Annotated in this window: 19 protein-coding genes; 4 read left to right on the top strand and 15 right to left on the bottom strand. The window is 71.1% G+C overall.

All coding sequences use genetic code 11. From position 1 onward, the window contains the following. Positions 1–69 precede the first annotated feature (69 nt). Positions 70–900, top strand: a complete 831-nt coding sequence (locus tag ACZ31C_RS28765) for an SGNH/GDSL hydrolase family protein (protein WP_465797963.1) — start codon at positions 70–72, stop codon at positions 898–900. A 129-nt stretch (positions 901–1,029) separates the two neighbouring features. On the opposite strand, the gene ACZ31C_RS28760 is transcribed toward ACZ31C_RS28765, so the two are convergent. Beyond that, positions 1,030–1,500, bottom strand: a complete 471-nt coding sequence (locus ACZ31C_RS28760) for a winged helix-turn-helix transcriptional regulator (RefSeq protein WP_465797962.1) — start codon at positions 1,498–1,500, stop codon at positions 1,030–1,032. Between the two features lie 55 nt (positions 1,501–1,555). Between ACZ31C_RS28760 and ACZ31C_RS28755 the strand changes: the two genes are divergently transcribed. Beyond that, positions 1,556–2,062 (top strand): PaaI family thioesterase, encoded by a 507-nt coding sequence (locus tag ACZ31C_RS28755; protein WP_465797961.1) that lies wholly within the window; start codon positions 1,556–1,558, stop codon positions 2,060–2,062. 73 nt (positions 2,063–2,135) lie between these two features. On the opposite strand, the gene hisS is transcribed toward ACZ31C_RS28755, so the two are convergent. Beyond that, positions 2,136–3,464, bottom strand: a complete 1,329-nt coding sequence (gene hisS / locus ACZ31C_RS28750; protein ID WP_465797960.1) for a histidine--tRNA ligase — start codon at positions 3,462–3,464, stop codon at positions 2,136–2,138. Between the two features lie 54 nt (positions 3,465–3,518). Further along, on the bottom strand, positions 3,519–4,238 hold the full coding sequence (locus ACZ31C_RS28745) for an MBL fold metallo-hydrolase (RefSeq protein WP_465797959.1): 720 nt from the start codon (positions 4,236–4,238) through the stop codon (positions 3,519–3,521). A gap of 247 nt (positions 4,239–4,485) precedes the next feature. On the opposite strand from ACZ31C_RS28745, the gene ACZ31C_RS28740 reads away from it, so the two are divergent. Next, positions 4,486–5,397, top strand: a complete 912-nt coding sequence (locus ACZ31C_RS28740) for a peptidylprolyl isomerase (protein ID WP_465797958.1) — start codon at positions 4,486–4,488, stop codon at positions 5,395–5,397. Positions 5,398–5,458: 61 nt separating this feature from the next. After that, positions 5,459–6,298, top strand: a complete 840-nt coding sequence (locus tag ACZ31C_RS28735) for a peptidylprolyl isomerase (protein ID WP_465797957.1) — start codon at positions 5,459–5,461, stop codon at positions 6,296–6,298. A 66-nt stretch (positions 6,299–6,364) separates the two neighbouring features. Here ACZ31C_RS28735 and ACZ31C_RS28730 read toward each other — a convergent pair whose 3' ends face one another. From ACZ31C_RS28730 to ACZ31C_RS28675, 12 genes are all read right to left on the bottom strand, one after another. Beyond that, positions 6,365–8,809, bottom strand: coding sequence for a RelA/SpoT family protein (locus ACZ31C_RS28730; protein ID WP_396751397.1), 2,445 nt, complete (start codon positions 8,807–8,809; stop codon positions 6,365–6,367). Between the two features lie 197 nt (positions 8,810–9,006). Beyond that, complete coding sequence (locus ACZ31C_RS28725) at positions 9,007–9,573, bottom strand: adenine phosphoribosyltransferase (protein ID WP_350695032.1); 567 nt, start codon at positions 9,571–9,573, stop codon at positions 9,007–9,009. 104 nt (positions 9,574–9,677) lie between these two features. Further along, entirely contained in the window at positions 9,678–10,886 is a 1,209-nt protein-coding gene (gene secF, locus ACZ31C_RS28720; protein WP_465797956.1) for a protein translocase subunit SecF, read from the bottom strand. A gap of 1 nt (position 10,887) precedes the next feature. Next, positions 10,888–12,771 (bottom strand): protein translocase subunit SecD, encoded by a 1,884-nt coding sequence (secD, locus tag ACZ31C_RS28715; protein ID WP_465797955.1) that lies wholly within the window; start codon positions 12,769–12,771, stop codon positions 10,888–10,890. A 290-nt stretch (positions 12,772–13,061) separates the two neighbouring features. Then, entirely contained in the window at positions 13,062–13,400 is a 339-nt protein-coding gene (gene yajC, locus ACZ31C_RS28710) for a preprotein translocase subunit YajC (RefSeq protein WP_396751312.1), read from the bottom strand. A gap of 136 nt (positions 13,401–13,536) precedes the next feature. Next, entirely contained in the window at positions 13,537–14,607 is a 1,071-nt protein-coding gene (gene ruvB / locus ACZ31C_RS28705) for a Holliday junction branch migration DNA helicase RuvB (protein WP_350695039.1), read from the bottom strand. After that, a complete protein-coding gene (gene ruvA, locus ACZ31C_RS28700; RefSeq protein WP_131057678.1) occupies positions 14,604–15,206 on the bottom strand; it encodes a Holliday junction branch migration protein RuvA in 603 nt (200 codons plus the stop codon). Before ruvA ends, ruvB begins: the two co-directional genes overlap by 4 nt. Next, entirely contained in the window at positions 15,203–15,730 is a 528-nt protein-coding gene (ruvC, locus tag ACZ31C_RS28695; protein ID WP_465797954.1) for a crossover junction endodeoxyribonuclease RuvC, read from the bottom strand. The genes ruvA and ruvC overlap by 4 nt, the downstream gene beginning before the upstream one ends. Before the next feature lie 150 nt (positions 15,731–15,880). Next, complete coding sequence (locus ACZ31C_RS28690; RefSeq protein WP_396751308.1) at positions 15,881–16,993, bottom strand: sodium:proton exchanger; 1,113 nt, start codon at positions 16,991–16,993, stop codon at positions 15,881–15,883. A 126-nt stretch (positions 16,994–17,119) separates the two neighbouring features. Next, complete coding sequence (locus tag ACZ31C_RS28685) at positions 17,120–17,836, bottom strand: DedA family protein (RefSeq protein WP_465797953.1); 717 nt, start codon at positions 17,834–17,836, stop codon at positions 17,120–17,122. 238 nt (positions 17,837–18,074) lie between these two features. After that, on the bottom strand, positions 18,075–18,674 hold the full coding sequence (locus ACZ31C_RS28680) for a TetR/AcrR family transcriptional regulator (RefSeq protein WP_465797952.1): 600 nt from the start codon (positions 18,672–18,674) through the stop codon (positions 18,075–18,077). A 19-nt stretch (positions 18,675–18,693) separates the two neighbouring features. Next, a complete protein-coding gene (locus ACZ31C_RS28675; protein WP_465797951.1) occupies positions 18,694–20,256 on the bottom strand; it encodes an MFS transporter in 1,563 nt (520 codons plus the stop codon). Positions 20,257–20,746 lie beyond the last annotated feature (490 nt).

Genomic DNA, 20,746 nt, shown 5'->3' with positions numbered 1-20,746 from the left:
GGACACAGACGGTCATCTATACGCTCTGGTCACCGCCGCCACCCGGCAACCGTGAACCGGAGGCCACCCATGACCCTCGTCCGACGCGCGCTGGCCACCCTCGCCGGCGTCACCGCCCTCGTCCTGCTCACCACCGCCCCCGCCCTGGCCGCACCCGGCCCGCCACCGACCTCGATGGCCAGCCTCGGCGACTCGATCACCCGGGGCTTCAACGCCTGCGGGTGGTACGTCGACTGCACCAGCCGGTCGTTCAGTACCGGCGACGACACCACCGTCACCAGCCACTACCTGCGGATCCGCCGGGTCGAGCCGACGATCAACGGCCGCAACCACAACGCCGCCCGCACCGGCGCGAAGTCCGCCGACCTGACCGGCCAGGCCGGCACCGCGGTCAGCCAGGGAGCCGGGTACGTGACCATCCTGATCGGCGCGAACGACGCCTGCACCGGCTCGGAGTCGGGCATGACCTCGGTGGCCACCTTCCGGGCCAACATCGACTCCGCGCTGAACCGACTCAGGACCGGCCTGCCGAACGCACGTGTCTTCGTGATCAGCATTCCGGACGTGCACCGGCTCTGGACGGTCGGCAAGGACAGCGGCAGCGCGCGTACCGCCTGGTCGTTGTTCGGGATCTGCCAGTCGTTGCTGGCCAACCCGACCTCCACCGCACAGGCCGACGTGGACCGACGCAATCGGGTCCGGCAGCGGGTGGTCGACTTCAACGGCCAGCTCGCTGCGGCCTGCGCCGCGTACGGGTCGAACTGCCGATACGACGGCAACGCCGTCTTCGGCTACCCGTTCGCCCTCTCCCAGCTCTCCGGCTGGGACTACTTCCACCCGAACGCCGCCGGCCAGCAGGTTCTGGCGAACGTCTCCTACCCCGCCGGCTTCGCCTGGTAGCCACCGAAGACCGGTCCGGCGGCAGCGCCGAGCCGGGCACCGGGACCCGGCCAGACCTCACCGCCGAGACCCGGCTGGGCGTCACCGCCGGAAGCCTGCCGAGCCTCACCGCCGGCAACCGGTCGGGCGTCACCGTCGACGGGCGCCCGGCCCCGGACGCGGCATCACGTCACGCGGCTCGGTGACGTGATGCCCGTCCGCGCAGCGCAGTTCCGCCCGGATGTCGGCGCCGCAGTCGCGGTGTCCGACGCGCAGCGGCGGCCCCTCCGGGTCGGCGAGATACCGGTCCCCCCAGGCCAGGACGGCGACCAGTACCGGCCACAGGTCCATCCCCTTGGCGGTGAGGCGGTACTCGTGCCGCAGCCGACTGCCCGGCTCACGGTACGGCTCGCGCCGGAGCACACCCTGCGCGACCAGTGTGGTCAGCCGATTGGTCAACACCTGCCGGGGTACACCGGTGCGTACTCGCATGTCGTCGAAGCGGCGGACCCCGCTGAACACCTCGCGGAGCACCACCAGGGTCCACTTCTCGCCGAGGATCTCCATGGCGCGGGCGACCGTGCAGTTGTCGATCGACCAGTCCAGGGCCACGGGTCTCATGCCCGACAGGCTAGGTCTGATTGACAGACCCAGCAAGCACTGTAAGGCTGCGTCCATGACGCAGACGCAGGGTGCGACGCGCAGCCGCACCTTCACCTGGTCCGACCCGGGTCTCAACGCCGCCCAGGTCGGCCGGCGCAGCGGACTGGAACTACTCCGCGCGATGATCGCCGGAGAACTGGCAGCCCCACCGGTGATGCACCTGATCGACATGTCCCGGATGGAGGCCGAGGAGGGCCGGGTCGTCGTCGAGCTGGAGCCGCAGGAGTTCCACTACAACCCGCTCGGCACCGTGCACGGCGGCGTGCTCTCCACGCTGCTGGACACCGCCGCCGCCTGCGCCGTGCACACCACGCTGCCGATCGGCGTGGGCTACACCTCGCTGGACCTGAACGTGAAGTTCCTCCGCCCGGTGACCGTCCGCTCCGGGACCCTGCGCTGCGAGGGCACCGTGCTGCAACGCGGTCGGCGGACCGCCCTGGCCGAGGCCCGGCTCACCGACGGGCAGTCCCGCCTCGTCGCGCACGCCACGTCGAGCTGTCTGCTGCTCCCCCTGGAATGAGGTTAGGAAGGGACCCTTCCTATACACCAGGCGTTAATAAGGGGCCCTTCCTTACACCAAGGCCGCCCGGGGTTCAGCTCACCAGCGGCCGCAGGTCCGCCGCAGGTGGCGTCCACTCCCCCGCCACCGCGACGACCTGCTCACCGGAGCGGATGTCCTTCACCTCGTCGGGGGCACCCTCCGCGCCCGGGAACCAGACGTACGGGATGCCGCGCCGCTGGGCGTACCGGATCTGCTTGCCGAACTTGGCCGCGCTCGGCGACACCTCGGTGGGTACGCCCCGCGACCGCAGCGCCTCGGCGACCCGGTTGCTGGCGGGCCGCAGCTCCTCGGTGGTGACCGCCACCAGCACGCAGGTCGGCACGGACCGGGACACGGTCAGCGCCTCGGTGCCGAAGAGCAGCCCGAGCAGCCGGGTCACCCCGATCGAGATGCCCACCCCGGGGAAGCGGGTGGTCCCGGCGCTGGCGAGGTTGTCGTACCGGCCGCCGGAGCAGATCGAGCCGAACCTCTCGTACCCGATCATCTGCGTCTCGTAGACGGTGCCGGTGTAGTAGTCCAGGCCCCGGGCGATGCGCAGGTCGGCCACGCAGAGGCCGGGCGAGTGCGCGGCGGCGGTCTCCACCACGGCGGTCAGCTCGGCGACGCCCTCGTCGAGCAACGGGTCGCTGACCCCGAGCGCGCGGACCGCGTCGGCGAACGAGGCGTCCGGCGCGGAGATCTCGGCCAGCGCCAGGCACGCCTTGGCCTGCGCCTCGCTCGCCCCGGCCGTGGTCGCGAGCAGCTCCGTCACACCGGCCGGACCGATCTTGTCGAGCTTGTCGACCGCGCGCAGCGTCGCCTCCGGGTCGGTCAGCCCGATGCCCCGGTAGAACCCCTCGCAGATCTTGCGGTTGTTGACCTGGATGCGTACCGGCGGGATCGGCAGCGCCCGCAGCGCGTCGCCGATGACCAGCGGCATCTCCGCCTCGTGGTGCGGGGCCAGGGTGTCCCGGTCGACGATGTCGATGTCGGCCTGGAGGAACTCGCGGTACCGCCCCTCCTGCGGACGCTCGCCCCGCCACACCTTCTGGATCTGGTAGCGGCGGAACGGGAACTGGAGCTTGCCGGCGTTCTCCAGCACGTACCGGGCGAACGGCACGGTCAGGTCGAAGTGCAGCCCGAGGGCGTCGTCACCGGCCGGACCCTCCGCATCGCCCTGGAGGCGCCGGATCACGTAGACCTCCTTGGAGGTCTCCCCCTTGCGCAGCAACTGGTCCAGCGGCTCGACGGCGCGGGTCTCCAGCGGCGCGAAGCCGTACAGCTCGAAGGTGGACCGGATCCGGTCCAGGACGTACTGCTCGATCATCCGCTGGGCGGGCGTCCACTCCGGGAAGCCGGAGATGGGCGTGGGCTTGCTCATGATGCTCCTTCGGCACCCGCGCGGCAGGCGCGGGGAGGTCCTGGTCCGCGGCGACTACAGGCCGCGGGTGGGGGCCGCCGGTCGTCCGCCGCCCGTCCCGGCCACCTCGACGAGGTACGGGTTGGTGGCGCGCTCGCGGCCGATGGTGGTCGTCGGGCCGTGGCCGGGCAGCACGACGGTGTCGTCGGCGAGCGGGAGGATCTTGTCCCGCAGGCTGCTGATCATCGTCGGCATGTCGCCGCCGGCCAGGTCTGTGCGGCCGATCGAGCCGGCGAACAGCACGTCACCGGAGAGGCAGATCTGCTCCGCCTCCCAGGGCGAGCCGGCGCCGGGCAGCCGGAACAGCACCGACCCGCCGGTATGGCCCGGTGCGTGGTCGACGGTGATCTCCAACCCGGCGAGGCTGAGCGTCGTGCCGTCGGCCAGTTCGGCGACGTCCTCCGGCTCGGCGTAGGGCAGACGGCCACCGAAGAGCTGGGTGAGGTCCATCGACAGGGCCTTCGTCGGGTCGGCCAGCAGCTCCCGGTCGGCCGGGTGCACGTACGCGGTGATGCCCCGCGCCCCGCACACCGGCGCCACGGAGAAGGTGTGGTCCAGGTGCCCGTGGGTGAGCAGCACGGCCGCCGGGTGCAGGCGGTGCTCGGCGAGCAGCGCGTCGAGCCGGTCGATCACCCCGATGCCGGGGTCGACCACCACGCACTGCTCCCCCGGCGCGGCGGCGACCACATAGCAGTTGGTGCCGAAGGCGTCCGCGGGAAAGCCGGCCACGAGCACGTCCGCTCCCCTTCCGTCGAGTCGTCCTCGCCAGCAGCCTACCGGCGTTCCGGTCGGGCCCGGACCGCTCGGTCCCACCGGCGCGTAGGGGCAGTGACGGATTCCGATGCGGATGTGCAACGACCTCGTACACGACTTTCCCAGCCGGTACCCGTACACTCTGGCGGGCGTGTGGCGTGGCGCACCTGCCGCCCGACGGGTACGCAACCACCAGGTGACGACCAGGGTAGAGGAAAGGGGAGCACGGGTGGCTTCCAGCAGGGACCGGCAGCGCAAACTGGCGCGGGCCAAGCTCGACCGGCAACAGGCCCGCCGGGCCGCCACCGTCAGGCGCCGTCGGCGCATTCGAGCCGGTGTCGGCACCGCCCTGATCCTCGTGCTGGTCGTCGCCGGTTCGGCGTGGGCGCTGGGCGCCTTCGACAGCGAGCCGACGCGGGACACCGCGAACGACGAGGTCTGCCTCTGGACCCCGCAGAACACCGAGGGCAACCCGAACCTCCGCCAGCTCGGCGAGCCGGCCACCACCGGCCTGCCGGTGACCGGCACCCGGCCCATGACCATCACCACCAACCAGGGCGACCCGATCTCGGTCGAGCTGGACCTGGCGAACGCCCCGTGCGCCGCCGCGAGCATCGCCCACCTGGCCGGACAGGGCTTCTACAACGACACCAAGTGCCACGAGATCACCGCCGACGGCGCGGTGCGCTGCGGCGACCCGAGCGGCACCGGCCTCGGCGGCCCGTCGTACTCGTTCTACAACGAGAACGTGCCGACCGCGCCGGAGGCGTCGCCCAGCCCGTCGCCGGAGCAGCCGCCCACGTACCCCAAGGGCACGGTGGCGATGATCAGCAACCCGCCGGGCGCCAACGGCAGCCAGTTCCTGATCTTCTTCGAGGACTTCACCACCGCCGAGCCGGCCTTCCCGGTCATCGGCCGGGTCACCGGCGGCCTGGACGTGGTGGAGAAGATCGGCGCGCTGCCGACCGTGGAGAATGAGGCTGGCGAGAAGGTCAAGCCGAAGGACGACGACGTGGTCATCCAGAGCCTGACCGTCGGCGAGCCGGGGCTCGACCCGGCGTCCCCGCCAGAGCCGACGCCGGCGGGCACGGCAAGCCCGGCGGCCTCCGGCGCACCCGAGGCCAGCGCGAGCGCCGGCTGACCGAACTCGGCGGTCTCACCCACCGCAGCGGGATCCACATACAGTCCAGGAGGATCGAGGCGTGACGTCCACCAGAGAGCGGCAGCGCGCGGCGGCCCGCGCCCGGCTCGAGAAGGAGATGGCCGAGCGGTCGACGCGGGCGCGCAAGCGCCGCCAGACCCAGGCGGTGGTCGGGGCCGGAGTGGTCCTGCTGCTGGTGGTCGCCGGCACGGCCTGGCTCGCCACCAACCTGATCGGCGACGACAGCGGCGGCGACACCGCGGCCCAGGGCGGCAGCACCGCGGAGTGCGGCTGGGTGGAGATCCCGGCGGGTGAACGGACCCCGACGACCAAGGACGTCGGGCTGCCGGACGCCCAGCAGAGCCGGGTCGGCACCCAGACCATGACGATCACCACCAACCTCGGCCCGATCACCGCGCGGATCGACCGGGCGGCGGTGCCCTGCACCGCCGGCAGCTTCACCCACCTGGCCGAGCAGAACTTCTTCGACAACACCAAGTGCCACCGCCTGGTGACCGAGGGCATCAAGGTGCTCCAGTGCGGCGACCCGAGCTCCACCGGTGACGGCTGGCGGGAGACCGACGGCACCGGCGGCCCGGCGTACCGCATGCCGGAGGAGAACCTGCCCACCGACAAGCGTCCGCCGTACGAGGCCGGCGTCATCGCGATGGCCAACTCGGGCCAGCCGTCCAGCACCGGCAGCCAGTTCTTCATCGTCTACGGCGACTCGCCGCTGGACCCGAACTACACCGTGCTCGGCACGATCACCGGCGGGATGGACATCGTCAACGACGTCGCCAAAGCCGGTGACGACGGCGCGTTCGCCCAGTCGGCCGGCGGCGGTCACCCGAAGAAGGAGATCGTCATCACCGACCTCACCATGAGCGCGGCGACGGGCTGATCCCCGCGCACGACGAAGCGCCCGCCGGCTGAGCCGGCGGGCGCTTTCCGTTGTCGCGCGTACGCCTCAGGCGCCGGAGGTGACCCGGTAGGCGTCGAAGACCCCGTCGACCTTGCGGACGGCGGCCAGCAGGTGCCCCAGGTGCTTCGGGTCGGCCATCTCGAAGCTGAACCGGCTCACCGCCACCCGGTCCCGGGTGGTGGTGACGGTGGCGGAGAGGATGTTGACCCGCTCCTCGGAGAGCACCCGGGTGACGTCCGCGAGCAGCTTGTGCCGGTCCAGCGCCTCCACCTGTATGGCGACCAGGAACGTCGAGGCGGAGGTCAGCTTCCAGCTCACCTCGACCACCCGCTCGCCCTGGGCGCGCAGGTCCTCGGCGTTGGCACAGTCGTCGCGGTGCACGCTGACCCCGCCGGAACGGGTGACGAAGCCGAACACCGTGTCCGGCGGCACCGGGGTGCAGCAGCGGGCGAGCTTGATCCAGACGTCGCTGACGCCCCGCACGACCACGCCCGGGTCGTGGCTGGAGGCCCGGCTGCGCGGCGGCCGGGTGGCCACCGCGGTCTCCGCGATGTCCTCGGCCGCACCCTCCTCGCCGCCGTAGGTGGCCATCAGCTTCTGCACCACCGACTGCGCGGAGACCTGGCTGTCCCCGACCGCCGCGTACAGCGACGCCACGTCGGCCAGGTGCAGGTCCCGGGCGATCGCCATCAACGCGTCCGAGGTGAGCATCCGCTGCAAGGGCATGCCCTGCTTGCGCATGGCCTTGACGATCGCGTCCTTGCCCTCCTCGATCGCCTCCTCGCGCCGCTCCTTGTTGAAGTACTGCCGGATCTTCGTCCGCGCCCGAGGGCTCTTGACGAAGCCCAACCAGTCCTGCGTCGGGCCGGCCGTCTCCGACTTCGAGGTGAAGATCTCGATCACGTCGCCGTTGGACAGCGTCGACTCCAACGGCACCAACTTGCCGTTGACCCGCGCCCCGATGCACTTGTGCCCCACCTCGGTGTGCACCGCGTACGCGAAGTCCACCGGCGTCGACCCCGTCGGCAACGGGATCACGTCGCCCTTCGGGGTGAAGACGTACACCTCCTGGCTGGACAGGTCGAACCGCAACGCGTCCAGGAACTCGCTCGGGTCCGCCGCCTCCCGCTGCCAGTCCAGCAACTGCCGCAGCCACGTCATCTCGTCGATGTGCGCCGGCGGCCCGACGATCTGGGTGCCCTTCTCCTTGTACTTCCAGTGCGCCGCGATACCGAACTCCGCCGTACGGTGCATCGCGTACGTGCGGATCTGCATCTCCACCGGCTTGCCGGTCGGCCCGATCACCGTCGTGTGCAGCGACTGGTACATGTTGAACTTGGGCATCGCGATGTAGTCCTTGAACCGCCCCGGCACCGGCTGCCAGTTCGCGTGGATCACACCCAACGCCGCATAGCAGTCCCGCACCGTGTCGACCAGGATCCGCACACCCACCAGGTCGTAGATGTCGTTGAAGTCCCGACCCCGCACGATCATCTTCTGGTAGATCGAGTACAGGTGCTTCGGCCGACCCGTCGTCTCCGCCTTGATCTTGGCGGCCTTCAGGTCCACCTGCACCTTCTGCGTCACCTGTCGCAGCAACGCCTCACGCTGCGGCTGGTGCTCCCCGATCAGCCGGTTGATCTCCTCGAACCGCTTCGGGAACAGCGTCCCGAACGCGAGGTCCTCCAGCTCCCACTTGATGGTGTTCATACCCAGGCGGTGGGCCAACGGGGCGAGGATCTCCAGCGTCTCCTTGGCCTTCTGCTCCCGCTTGGGCGCGGGCAGGAAGGAGAGCGTCCGCATGTTGTGCAGCCGGTCGGCCAGCTTGATCACCAGGACGCGCGGGTCCTTGGCCATGGCGACGACCATCTTGCGGATCGTCTCGGCCTTCGCCGCGTCGCCGAGCTTGACCTTGTCGAGCTTGGTGACGCCGTCGACCAGCAGCGCGACCTCGCCACCGAAGTCCGTGCGCATCTGGTCCAGCGAGTATTCGGTGTCCTCGATGGTGTCGTGCAGCAGCGCGGCGACCAGTGTGGTGGTGTCCATGCCCAGGTTGGCCAGGATGGTGGCCACCGCCAGCGGATGGGTGATGTACGGGTCGCCGGACTTGCGGTACTGACCCGAGTGCCACCGCGCGGCGGTGTCGAAGGCACGTTGCAGCAGCCGGGCGTCCGCCTTGGGGTGGTTCTCCCGATGGGACGAGATCAGCGGTTCCAGCACCTCGCTGACCTGTGACGACTGCCATGGCGCGTTGAACCGCGCCAGCCGCGCCCGGACCCGCCGCCCGGTGGGCGCGTTGGAGAGCCCGAACCCGCTGCTCGGCGCCGGGTCACCGGTGGCCGCGACGGACCCGCCGTCGGCCGCGCTGGGGACCGCCACGTCGCCGGTGGGGCGTACCGCACCGGGTGCCCCGGCCACGGCCGGTGTGGCACCGTCGGGGTCGGTCAGCGAGCCGTTCGCGTCACCTGTCGGGTGCACCGTGCCCTCCACCGGAGGGACGACATCGTGGGACACCGGCCTCCTCACCGCTCGCCGGGGAAAGACCGACCGTGCGTCGGCCGGTCTGGTCTCGCGCCTCTCGGACGACTCACCGTCCGGTCAGCAATGGGCAATGCTACCCGTACCGACGGTGCCCTGCCGCTCCGCCGGACGTACCGTGCCGCCTCGGTCGCCGGGGGCGGGTCGGTTCAAACGGTCAGCAGGGCATGGACGGGACGCGGCGCCAGTTTCGCCCGCCCACCCAGGAACGAGAGCTCCAGCAGCACGGTGAATCCGGCGACCGTGCCACCGGCCCGTTCCACCAGGTCGAGCGTTGCGGCAGCGGTGCCGCCGGTGGCGAGTACGTCGTCGACCACCAGCACCCGGTGCCCCGCGGTGAACGCGTCCTGGTGCACCTCCAGCGTCGCCTCGCCGTACTCCAGCTCGTACGAGGCCGCGTACGCGGGACGGGGCAACTTGCCGGCCTTGCGCACCGGCACCACACCGACCCCGGTCGCGTACGCGATCGCGGCGGCGACCACGAAGCCACGCGCCTCGATGCCGACCACGGTGTCGAAGGAGTCCCGCCCGTGGTGCGCGACGATCCCGTCGATCACCGTCCGGAAGGTCTCACCGTCGGCGAAGAGCGGCATCAGGTCCTTGAACATGACGCCCGGCTTCGGGAAGTCGGGCACGTCCAGCACCCGGCTGGCCACCAGCCGGGCGGTCTCCGGGCCGCTGTCGCCGCGTACCGCGGTGCTGTGGGTCTCCGTCACGACGGTTCCCGTCCCCTTCCACCAGACAACGGCGCCCTGCACGCTGTTCGCACAGCATGCAGGACGCCGTCGTGTTCGTCCCTACCGGGTCCGTCCCGGCCCGGTCAGCGCCGTTTGGCGCCACCCGGGCGGTTACCGCCCCCGCCGCCGGGGCGGCCGCCACGGGCCCCACCGGAGCGCTTGCCGGCCGGACGCGCGCCCACCTTCGGCGCGGCGGCGCCGGCCAGGGCGGCACCCGTCTCGGCGGCCACCGGCTCCTCGTCCGTCTCGACCGCCTCGGTCGACTCCGCCTTGCGGGAGCCCTTGGCGGACGTCTCGCCCTTGGTGATCCCGGCCCGACGGGCCTGGACCCGCTTGTTGTGCGCGTCGATCCGCGGGTCACGGTTCTTGAGCACGACCAGCAGCGGCGTGGCCAGGGTGATCGAGGTGACGAAGGCCATCGCCATACCGACGAACAGCACCAGACCGAGGTCCTTCAGGGTGCCCGCGCCGAGCAGGCCGGCACCGATGAACAGGATGCCGCCGACCGGGAGCAGGGCGACCACCGAGGTGTTGATCGACCGCATCAGGCTCTGGTTGACGGCCAGGTTGGCCGCCTCGCCGTACGTCTGGTTGTTGTTCGCGGTGATACCTCTGGTGTTCTCCTGCACCTTGTCGAAGACCACCACCACGTCGTACAGGGCGAAGCCCAGGATGGTGAGGAATCCGACGATCGTCGAGGGCGTGACCTCGAAGCCGACGATCGAGTAGAGGCCGGCGGTGAGGATCAGGTTCATCACCAGCGAGAAGATCGCCGCGATGGCCATCTTCAGCTCGAAGCGCAGGACCAGGTAGACGGTGACCAGCGCGAGGAAGATGACCAGACCGAGCAACGCCCGGTTGGTCACCTGGCTGCCCCACGCCTCGCTGACCCGGTTGCTGCTGATCGACTCGGGATCGATGTTGAACTGCTGGCCCAGGGTGGTCTTGACCGCCTGGACCTGCTCGCCGTCCAGCTCGGTGGTGCGCAGCTCGTAGAAGTTGCCGCTGCCACCGCCGACCTGCTGCGCGGTGACCACCGTGCCGCCCTGGGCCGACAGTGCACTCTGCGTGGCCGTCTCGGCGTCCTGGAGCGTGCCGACGCTGGTCGGGATCTGGAACGAGTTGCCGCCGGCGAACTCGATGCCGAGCTTGAACCCGTTGAAGATGACGCTGGCCAGCGCGATCGTCGCCAGCACCGCGGCGACGGTGAACCACATCTTGCGCTTGCCGACGATGTTGAGGCCGGCCTCACCCCGATAGAGGCGAGCTGCCAGACCGTTCTCAGCGGACATGTCACGCCTCCTTGGCGCGCTGGTTGCGAGGCTGGGTCGGCGTCGAGCGGGCGGGCAGCACCCGGCCGAGCCCGCTGACCCGCGGGGACAGGAACGCCTTGGTGCTGGCGAGCATCGTCATGATCGGGTGTCGGAACAGGAACACCACGAGCAGGTCGAGCACCGTCGCGAGGCCGAGGGCGAAGGCGAAGCCCTTCACCGTGCCGACCGAGACGATGTAGAGCACCACCGCCGACAGGATCGTGATGGCGTTCGCCGAGATGATCGTCCGGCGGGCCCGGATCCAGGCTCGGGGCACCGCGCTGCGCGGGCTGCGGCCCTCGCGGATCTCGTCCTTGAGCCGTTCGAAGTAGATGACGAACGAGTCCGCCGCCACACCGAGCGAGACGATGATGCCGGCGATGCCGGCGAGGGTGAGCGTGAAGCCGATCTGCCGGCCGAGGAACACCATGGCACCGAAGAGCAGCAGCGCCGACGCGACCAGGCTCAGGAAGATGACCGAGCCGAGCAGGCGGTAGTAGAAGAACGAGTAGATGATGACCAGCAGCATGCCGATGCCGGCCGCGAGCAGACCGGCCCGCAGGTGGCTGGCGCCCAGCGTGGCGGTGACGTTCTGCTGCTCCTGCGGCTCGAAGGTGACCGGCAGCGCGCCGTAGCTGAGGTAGCCGGCCAGCTCGCTGGCCTCGGCGTTGGTGAAGTTGCCGGTGATCTGCGAGCTGCCGACGAGCACGCCCTGGATCTGCGGCGACGAGATGATCTGGTTGTCCAGCACCACCGCGACCCGGCACCGGCCCTCGTCACCGAGCGCGGAGGCGTCGCAGGCCTGGCCCTCGTTGTTGAACGCCTCGCGGGTCAGCGCGGTCCACTTGTCCCCGCCGCTGCGGGTGAAGTCCAGGCTGACCACCCACTGGCTGGTCTGGTCGCGCACCGCGGTGGCGCTGCTGACGTCGGTGCCGAGCACCTTCGCCACGTCCAGCAGGTTCTTGATGGAACCGGCCTCGCAGGAGACCGCCTGCTGCTCCGGGTCGGAGATCGAGGCCGGCGGACGGTCGTCGAGCTGGAGGCAGCTGATGGTCGGCACGTTGAACTGCATCTGCGTCGGCAGCACCGCGGCCTCGCGGCCGGACAGCTCGGCGAAGGGCGCGAGCTTCTCGGCCAGCGACGGGTCGGCGGCCAGGTCCGCCGGGGCCTGGAGGCCGCTGGCGGCGGCCCACGCCTCGGCGCCGACCTTTTGCTCGACGGCCTGCCGCTGCTCCTCGACGCTCTGCGGCACGTCCTCGTCCGCGCTCGGGGACGGCGAGGGGGTCGCGGCGGGCGACTCGGTGGGCGTCGGGGTCGGCGCGCTACCGCCCTGGCCGCCGGCCGACGGCGAGGAGTTGACCTCGGCCTCGGGCGTGGGCGACGGGCTCGCGGCGGCGTCGCCGGACGGCGTCGGCTCGACGGCCCCGGTCGGGGTCGGCGCCGGCGTGCGGACCGTGCCGCTGCCGTCGGCGATCTTCAGCACCTTGCGGAAGCGCAGCTCGGCGGCGCTGCCGACCTCGGTGAGGTCGCGGTTCTCGCCGGGCAGGGAGATGACGATGTTGCGGTCGCCCTCGGTGATCACCTCGGCCTCGGCCACGCCGTACGCGTTGACCCGGTTCTCGATGATCTGGCGGGCCTTCTCGAGGTTCTCCGCCGTCGGGGCCCGACCGTCGAGGGTGTTGGTGGCCTCCAGCGTCAGCCGGGTACCACCGACCAGGTCAAGACCGAGACGAGGCTCGAGCCGATCCTTCCAGCCCCCGCTGGCGCCGGCCGAGAAGAACACCAAAAGATAGAGGACGACGAAGATGGCCCCGAGTACGGCCAACTGCCGTCCCGGGCGCATCTGTCCCTGAGGTGGTGCCACGGCTGTCCTGTCTCCCTGTACGGTCGCGCCGCCGCGGGCGCGGCGGCGGGTCGGCCGGCTGCCCGGCCCACGGTCTGCCTTCCGACGGCGCCCGGGCCGGTGCCGCCGCCTCGGGTGGCCGACGCGGGCGCGTGGACCGGCCGAGCCGGAGCACCGACGCCCGGCGTCGGCCATCTATCCAGTTGTCGCACTCGCGCCACGTGCGGCGACCGCCCGCGCGGGGACGCGTGCGGGCGGCTCCCACCCGGGCGTGATGACCGCCGCGCGGCGGTCGACCGGGTGGGCGGTGTTCAGTCCTTGACGGTGTCGCTCTCCTCGACGGGCGACTCGATCGGTCGCTCCGCCTTGGTGACCACCCGGGCGATCGCCGGGCGGGCGTAGCGGGTCTGCACTCCGGGAGCGATCTCGAGCAGGACGCTGTCGTCCTCGACGCCGGTCACCGTGCCGTAGAGCCCGCCGATGGTGACCACCTCGTCGCCGGCGGAGAGGCCAGTCTGCATCGCCTCGGCCTCACGGCGGCGCTTCTGCTGCGGGCGGATCATCATGAAGTACATGACGCCGAAGAGCAGCGCGATCATGAGGATCGGCGTGAAGCCCGCCGCTCCTCCGCCTTCTGCTGCGTAGAGCACGGTTGTAGACCTTCCCATTGGCCTCCGTCACGGTGCTGGCACCAGAGCGGAGGCGGATTTTCACATCCTGTGCGGACCGCGGCGAGTCTAGTCGCTCTATCTGGGAACGCCGAATGCGGCACAGATCACGAACAGATCACGGCTGGTCGCTGTCCACGGAGAACAAGTCGGGCACGGCAGGAGCCTCGCCCCCAAATGTACCATTCGGGGGGTTACGTCCCAGGTGGTGCCAGGCGGCATCGGTCGCCACCCGGCCGCGCGGCGTACGGGCCAGCAGGCCGGCCCGCACCAGGAACGGCTCGCAGACCTCCTCCACCGTGTCCGGCTGCTCCCCCACCGCCACGGCCAGGGTCGACAGGCCGACCGGGCCACCCCGGAACGAGTCCACCAGGGCGGTCAGCACCGCCCGGTCGAGCCGGTCCAGGCCGAGCGCGTCCACGTCGTACACGGTCAGCGCCGCGCGGGCGGTCTCGACGGTGACCACCCCGTCGGCGCGTACCTCGGCGAAGTCGCGCACCCGGCGCAGCAGGCGGTTGGCGATCCGGGGGGTCCCCCGCGACCGGCCGGCGATCTCCACCGCACCGTCGTCGGTGATCGGCACGCCGAGGATCCGGGCCGAGCGGTGCAGCAGCAGCTCCAGCTCGGCGGGGGCGTAGAAGTCGAGGTGGGCCACGAAGCCGAAGCGGTCCCGCATCGGGCTGGTCAGCAGCCCGGCCCGGGTGGTCGCGCCGACCAGGGTGAACGGCTCGACGTCGAGCGGGATGGCGGTGGCGCCGGGTCCCTTGCCCACCACCACGTCGACCCGGAAGTCCTCCATCGCGCTGTAGAGCAGCTCCTCGGCCGGCCGCGCGATCCGGTGCACCTCGTCGATGAAGAGCACATCGCCCTCGGCGAGGCTGGTCAGGATCGCGGCCAGGTCGCCCGAACGCTCGATCGCCGGGCCGCTGGTCACCCGGATGCCGGTGCCCAGCTCCGCGGCGACGATGTTGGCCAGGGTGGTCTTGCCGAGGCCGGGCGGCCCGGAGAGCAGGATGTGGTCCGGTGGCGAGCCGCGCCGCATCGCACCCTGCAACAGCAGGTCGAGCTGGTCGCGGACGCGGTGCTGGGCGATGAACTCGTCCAGCCGCTTCGGCCGGACGCTGACCTCCGCGTCCCGCTCCGCCTCGCTGACGTACGCCGAGACCAGCCCGCCGTCGGGCGCGGTCACCGGGACCGGCCCAGCAGCCGGATCGCCTGCTTGAGCAGCACCGGCACCGGCGGCGTGGGCCCGTCGACGGTCTCCGCGACGGCGGTGACCGCCTGGTCGGCCTGACCGGCCGTCCAGCCGAGCCCGATCAGCGCCTGGCGGACCTGCTCCGGCCAGGCCCCGCCGGTCACCCCGGCCGCGCCGTCGGCACCGACGGCCACCGGGCCGATCCGGTCGCGCAACTCCAGCACGAGGCGCTCGGCACCCTTCTTGCCGATCCCGGGTACGCGGGTCAGCGCGCCCGTGTCGGCGTTGGCGATCGCCTTGCGTACCGCGTCGGGGGTGTGCACGGCGAGCACCGCCTGGGCCAGGCGCGGCCCCACCCCGCTCGCGGTCTGGAGCAGCTCGAACAGCGCCCTCGCGTCGTCGTCGGCGAAGCCGTAGAGGGTGAGCGAGTCCTCCCGTACCACCAGGCTGGTGGCCAACCGGGCCGACTGGCCCACCCGCAGGTCGGCGATGGTGCCGGGGGCGCACTGCACGGCCAGGCCGACCCCGCCCACCTCGATCACCGCGTGGGCCGGGCCGGTCGCGGTCACCACGCCGCGCACACTGGCGATCATCTCGCTCCTCCTCGTCTCGCCCGGTCCGCCGCGACGGCCAGTTTGGACCGGGTGCCGCCCCGCCACACGTGGCAGATGGCCAGCGCGAGGGCGTCCGCGGCGTCGGCCGGGCGCGGCGGCTCGGGCAGCCGCAACAGTCGGGTGACCATCGCCGTGATCTGCGCCTTGTCCGCCTTCCCGGAGCCGGTCACCGCCGCCTTCACCTCGCTCGGGGTGTACGTCTGCACCGGCAGTCCGGCGCGCGCACCGGCGAGTACGGCGATCCCGCTGGCCTGCGCGGTGCCCATCACCGTACGCACGTTGTGCTGGCTGAACACCCGCTCCACGGCCACACTGTCCGGCCGGTGCTCGGCGACCAGGTCGGTCAGCGAACGGTCCAGGTGCAGCAGGCGCGCCGGCAGCTCGTCACCGGGATCGGTGTAGACGACGTAGTAGGCGATCAGCGTGCAGGGCCTGCCGGGCATCCCCTCGACCACGCCGACCCCACATCGGGTCAACCCCGGGTCGACGCCGAGCACCCGCACGCCGCCTCCTCCCCCGGCCACCGGCCAGTACGTGTGTTCGACACCCTACCGATGCCGTCTGCGAGCCGTGCTCCGGGACACGCCCGGCGCCCGCTCGCCCCGCCGCGCCACCTGGGCCGCATCGTCCGCCCACACTCACCCGAACCGGTCTCAGCCCCACCAGAACAGCGAGCCGAGCACGGTGTAGAGCGCCACCAGCGCCAGCCCTTCCAGGTGGTTGACCGTGCCGTCGATGGTCACGAAGACGACGAGCAGGGCCGCCACGATGACCGCGACGATCTGCAACGGCGGGAAGATCAGCGTGAACTCACCGGCGCCGAGCAGCGGTGCGATCAGCATGAGCACCGGGGCCAGCATCAACGCGACCTGGAGCGCGCCCTCCATGGTGATCGCGGTGGCGGTGTCGGCGTCGCCGCGCAGGCTGAGCTGCACCGCCGGGGCGAGCTGCGACAGGTTGCCGACGGTGGCCACCAGGAAGAGGCCGACGAAGGCGGCGTTGAGGTTCATCGCCTCGGTCGCCGGCAGCAGGGCGTCCATCAGCCAGTCCGCCTCGAACGCGATGAGCAGTCCGGCCACGGCCACCAGCAGCAGGACGCGCGGCAGCGGCCAGGTGCCCACCTTGGCCTCGCCGGCCCCGTTGTGCACCGGCGGCGGCGCGTCGGCGTCCTTGCCGAGGCGGAACGGCAGGGACACCACGAACACGGTGAGCAGGGCGATCGCCACCACGTAGGAGACCGCACTGGTGTGTTCGGCGGCGGGAGTGCCGAGGTTGACCGCGATCGCCGGGGTGATCAGGGTGGCCATCAGCAGCACGAGCATGACCCGGGTGACCTTGGCGTGCCGGCCGTCGATGCTCATCGTGCCGTTGCGCAGCCCACCGGCCAGGTAGGACAGTCCGTTGCCCAGCAACAGCAGGTTGAGCACCGACCCGATCAACGCGGCCTGCACCACGGCCACCAGGCCGGCGCGGAGCGCGAAGATGCAGATGATCAGCTCGGGCAGGTTGCCGACCACGGCCTGGAAGGTGCCGATGGCGGCCGGACGCATCCGGCCACCGAGCTGGTCCAGCGACCGTCCGAGCACCGCCGAGGCGAGGGTGATCGCGACCAGCGCGACGAAGAAGCGCAGGACCGGCGCCGCACCGGTGAGATGTGCCAGCGCCGCGAGCATCGCGCCGAGTGCGGTCGCACCCCACAGGAGCATGTCCACGATGCGCCCGACGTCCCGGCGGGGCTGGTCGATCTCGGCCGCCGACGTCTGCATGATCGAACCCTATGGGGCGGGGCCACCAGCGCCAACATCTCCGGCGGCCGGTGTGACCCGGACGACGGCGCCCGGGTCACCGCCAGCGGTCGCGGGCGTACGCGCGCCGACGACCGCGAGCCACGATCAGTGCTTGCCGTAGTGCTCCCGGGTCTCGCGGATCGCCTCCTCGGCCGCCGCGCGCTCCTGCGGGGTGACGCCCCGCTTGGCGGCCATCCGCGCCCGCAGCAGCTCGAACACGATCGGCAGCACGGACAGCCCCACGATGGCGATCAGGATGAACTCGATGTTCGTCTTGACGAACGGGATCTGGCCGAGGAAGTAGCCGAGCACCGTCACGCCGGTGCCCCAGAGGATGCCGCCCACCACGTTGTAGATGACGAAGGTGCGGTAGTTCATCCGGCTCACCCCGGCGACGATCGGGGTGAACGTCCGCACGATCGGCACGAAGCGCGCCAGCACGATCGACCGGGCACCGTACTTCTCGAAGAACTCGTGCGCCTTGAGCAGGTTCTCCTGCTTGAACAGACGCGAGTTCGGGCGGCGGAACAGCGCCGGGCCGACCTTGCGGCCGAAGAGGTAGCCCACCTGGTCGCCGGCGATGGCGGCGATGGTGATGAGCAGGCACACCAGCCACAGCGGATACTTGAGGTACTGGCCGTCGGCGACCAGCAGGCCGGTGGTGAACAGCAGCGAGTCACCCGGCAGGAAGAACCCGATCAGCAGGCCCGACTCGGCGAAGACGATCACCAGGATGCCGATCAACCCGAAGGTCGAGATCAACCACTCCGGATCGAGCCAGTCCGGGCCGAGGGCCAGGGTGGTGGTGATGGGCGTCGACAAGGAGACCTCCGGAGACCGCGGTAGTCGTCCCGACCGCCGCGGGACGCCCGTAGTCTAGGCCGCCCCCGAACGCCCCGGTGCCCGACATCAGCTCACACCGATCCGCGCAGGTCACGGGCGTTGCGGCGGGTCGTGAGCCCGTCTCTCGTACCGCCGTGGCGTGCTCTTGCGCGTCCCGCCCGTGCCGGGCGCGTCCGTCCCGACACCGTGCCGTGGTCGCGGTCGTGTCCCGTCCGCCTCAACGGGCGGTGATGCCCTCCAGCACCTGGTCGACGACCTTCACCGGGAGAGTCGTCGTGTCGAGGTCCGGGTTCCAGTTCATCACCCGCTGGATGAGCATCGGGCCGGTGAGCATCGCCATCGTCACCTCCACGTCGAGGTCGGCGCGGAGTTCACCGTCGCGTACGCCCCGCCGCAGCACCTCCCGCATCACCGCCCGGCGCGGCTCGATGATGTTCTGGTAGAGCGCGTACTGCTCGGGGTCTCGTTTCACCACCGGCACCAGACACGGCATGATCTTCGCGGCCCGCGGGTCGATGTGGTCCCCGATGGCGCTGACCAGGGTGATCAGGTCGTCCCGGACGGACCGACCGGTCGGCTGCGGCGGGTCGCCCTTGAGCGTGCGCAGGGCGTCGCTCAGCAACGCGTTCTTGCCCGGCCACCGGCGGTAGATGGTGGCCTTGCCGACGCCGGCCCGGGCCGCGATCGCCTCCACCGAGATCGCCTCGATCGTGCTGCCCTCCGCCAGCAGATCGAGGGTCGCCTCGACGATGGCCTCGTCCGCGCGGACGCTCCGCGGCCGCCCGGGCGGTCGCGGTGCGTCCGTGCTGCTCGTCATGCCGGCATTGTTCCTGACATCAGGGCGTACCGGCCAACTCGGGCTCGCCGACCGGTGCCGGCGCTGCGGCATCGGCCCGGCCCGGCATCCACCGCAGCGCCACCGCGACACCGGCCGCCGCGACCAGCGCGGCCAGCACCGCCGACAGGTGCATGGCCGAGACGAAGGCGTCGTCGGCCGCCGCGATCACCTGCGGCGCCGCCGGTCCGAGTTGACCCGCCACGCCGTACGCGCCGGAGATCGACTCGCCGGCCGCCGTCCGCGCCTCGGCCGGCAGGTCGGCCACCACCGGGGCGATGCCGGTGCGGTACCCGGCAGCCAGCACCGAGCCGATCACCGCGACCCCGAGCGCGGCGGCCACCTGGCGGATGGTGTTGCTGACGGCGGAGCCGACGCCCGCCTTCTCCCGGGGCAGCGCCGACATGATCGACTCGGTGGCCGGCGGCATGATGTTCGCCATCCCGGTGCCCTGGAGGAAGAAGACGACCAGCACCACCCAGATCGGCGTGGTGGCGTCGACGAAGGCGAACGCGCCCAGCGACACCGTGGTCAGCAGCAGTCCCACCGCCGAGACGGCCCGCGCGCCATACCGGCGGACCATGGTGGCGCTGCGGGGCGCGAACACCAGTTGGGCCACCGCGAACGGCAGGAAGAGCAGGCCGGTCTGCAACGGGCTGTAGCCGCGTACCAGTTGCAGATAGAACGAGCTGAAGAACATCACGCCCATGGCGGCGAAGAAGACCAGCCCGATCATCGCCACCGGCGCGGCGAAACGCGGCACCCGGAACAGGCGTACGTCCAGTGACGGGTGGCTGCTGCGCCGCTCGTACGCGACGAACCAGGCCAGCACCGCCAGGCCGCCGAGGATCGTGGCCCAGACCAGTGGGCGACCGAAGCCGTGCTCACCGCCGTCGATGATGCCGTACGTCAGGGTCACCAGACCGACCACCGAGAGCAGGACACCGACCACGTCGACGCGTCCCGGCGCCGGATCCCGCGACTCGGGCACCAGCAGCGCCACCAGGACCACGCCGAACGCCGTCACCGGCACGTTGATCAGGAAGACCGAGCCCCACCAGAAGTGCTCCAGCAGCAACCCGCCGAGCACCGGGCCGATCGCCACCGCCAGCCCCACCGCACCGGCCCAGATGCCGATGGCCCGGCCCCGCTCCCTCGGGTCGAAGACGTTGGAGATGATCGACAGCGTCGCCGGCATGATGGCCGCGCCACCGACCCCCATCAGCGCGCGGGCCGCGATCAGTTGGCCCGGGTTCTGCGCGTACGCGGAGAGCAGCGAGGCCAGTCCGAAGAGGACCAGCCCGACCAGCAGCATCCGCCGTCGACCGGCCCGGTCACCCCACACGCCGAAGGTGAACAGCAACCCGGCGAAGACCAGCGTGTACGAGTTGATCGACCACTCCAGTTCGCCCTGGGTGGCCCCGAGCCCGTGCACCGGATCGGCCAGCGTACGCAGGGCGACGTTGAGGATCGTGTTGTCCAGGACGACGACGAGCAGGCTGATGACCAGCACTGCGAGGATCGCCCACCGCCTCGGGTGTCCGGTGTTCTCGTTCGGCTGCATGCCCCGACACCCTTCACATTTCGATACGGCTGAGTACCGTAATCACCCCGAGCCTAGGCCGACCCATTCCGATACGGGACCGATCCGTATTCATTGTGACCCCCGTCACCGCCACCACCCACCCCGACTGCCGCTCCAGCAGCTCGCGGCCGCATGCAAGGAAGGGACCCTTCCTATACACCAGGCGTTAGTAGGGGACCCCTCCTTGCACCCACCCCCCTGCCGCCGGGCCGGCGTGCAAGCAGGGGTCCCCTCTTAACATCTCGACGCGCGGCCCCGGGGGAAAGCGAGGAGGTGGGTGGATTTGTTGTCGCTATGGCAGCAACAAATCCACCCACCTCCGGTGAGCCCGCCCGGACCCGTTCCACCAGGGGCCAGATATGGGCTATTTGTCTGCTATTCACTGCTTGGTGGTGGAATTCTCGGCGGCCGGACGTCGTTGTAACGAAGACCGGCCGCCTCAAGCGCCCGCCCGCCGCCGCAACCCGCG

It is taken from the genome of Micromonospora sp. NPDC023869, from assembly GCF_055559695.1.
Note: the sequence above shows the minus strand (reverse complement) of the source record. Positions and strands in the feature narration are given on the sequence as shown.

What these genes read in the sequence shown, in the direction of transcription:
- ACZ31C_RS28690 (WP_396751308.1), bottom strand. Translation starts at nt 16,993, where the DNA reads ATGCAGACGTCGGCGGCCGAGATCGACCAGCCCCGCCGGGACGTCGGG.
- secF (WP_465797956.1), bottom strand. Translation starts at nt 10,886, where the DNA reads ATGTCCGCTGAGAACGGTCTGGCAGCTCGCCTCTATCGGGGTGAGGCC.
- ACZ31C_RS28765 (WP_465797963.1), top strand. Translation starts at nt 70, where the DNA reads ATGACCCTCGTCCGACGCGCGCTGGCCACCCTCGCCGGCGTCACCGCC.
- ACZ31C_RS28680 (WP_465797952.1), bottom strand. Translation starts at nt 18,674, where the DNA reads ATGACGAGCAGCACGGACGCACCGCGACCGCCCGGGCGGCCGCGGAGC.
- ACZ31C_RS28755 (WP_465797961.1), top strand. Translation starts at nt 1,556, where the DNA reads ATGACGCAGACGCAGGGTGCGACGCGCAGCCGCACCTTCACCTGGTCC.
- ACZ31C_RS28675 (WP_465797951.1), bottom strand. Translation starts at nt 20,256, where the DNA reads ATGCAGCCGAACGAGAACACCGGACACCCGAGGCGGTGGGCGATCCTC.
- ACZ31C_RS28760 (WP_465797962.1), bottom strand. Translation starts at nt 1,500, where the DNA reads ATGAGACCCGTGGCCCTGGACTGGTCGATCGACAACTGCACGGTCGCC.
- hisS (WP_465797960.1), bottom strand. Translation starts at nt 3,464, where the DNA reads ATGAGCAAGCCCACGCCCATCTCCGGCTTCCCGGAGTGGACGCCCGCC.
- ruvA (WP_131057678.1), bottom strand. Translation starts at nt 15,206, where the DNA reads ATGATCGCCAGTGTGCGCGGCGTGGTGACCGCGACCGGCCCGGCCCAC.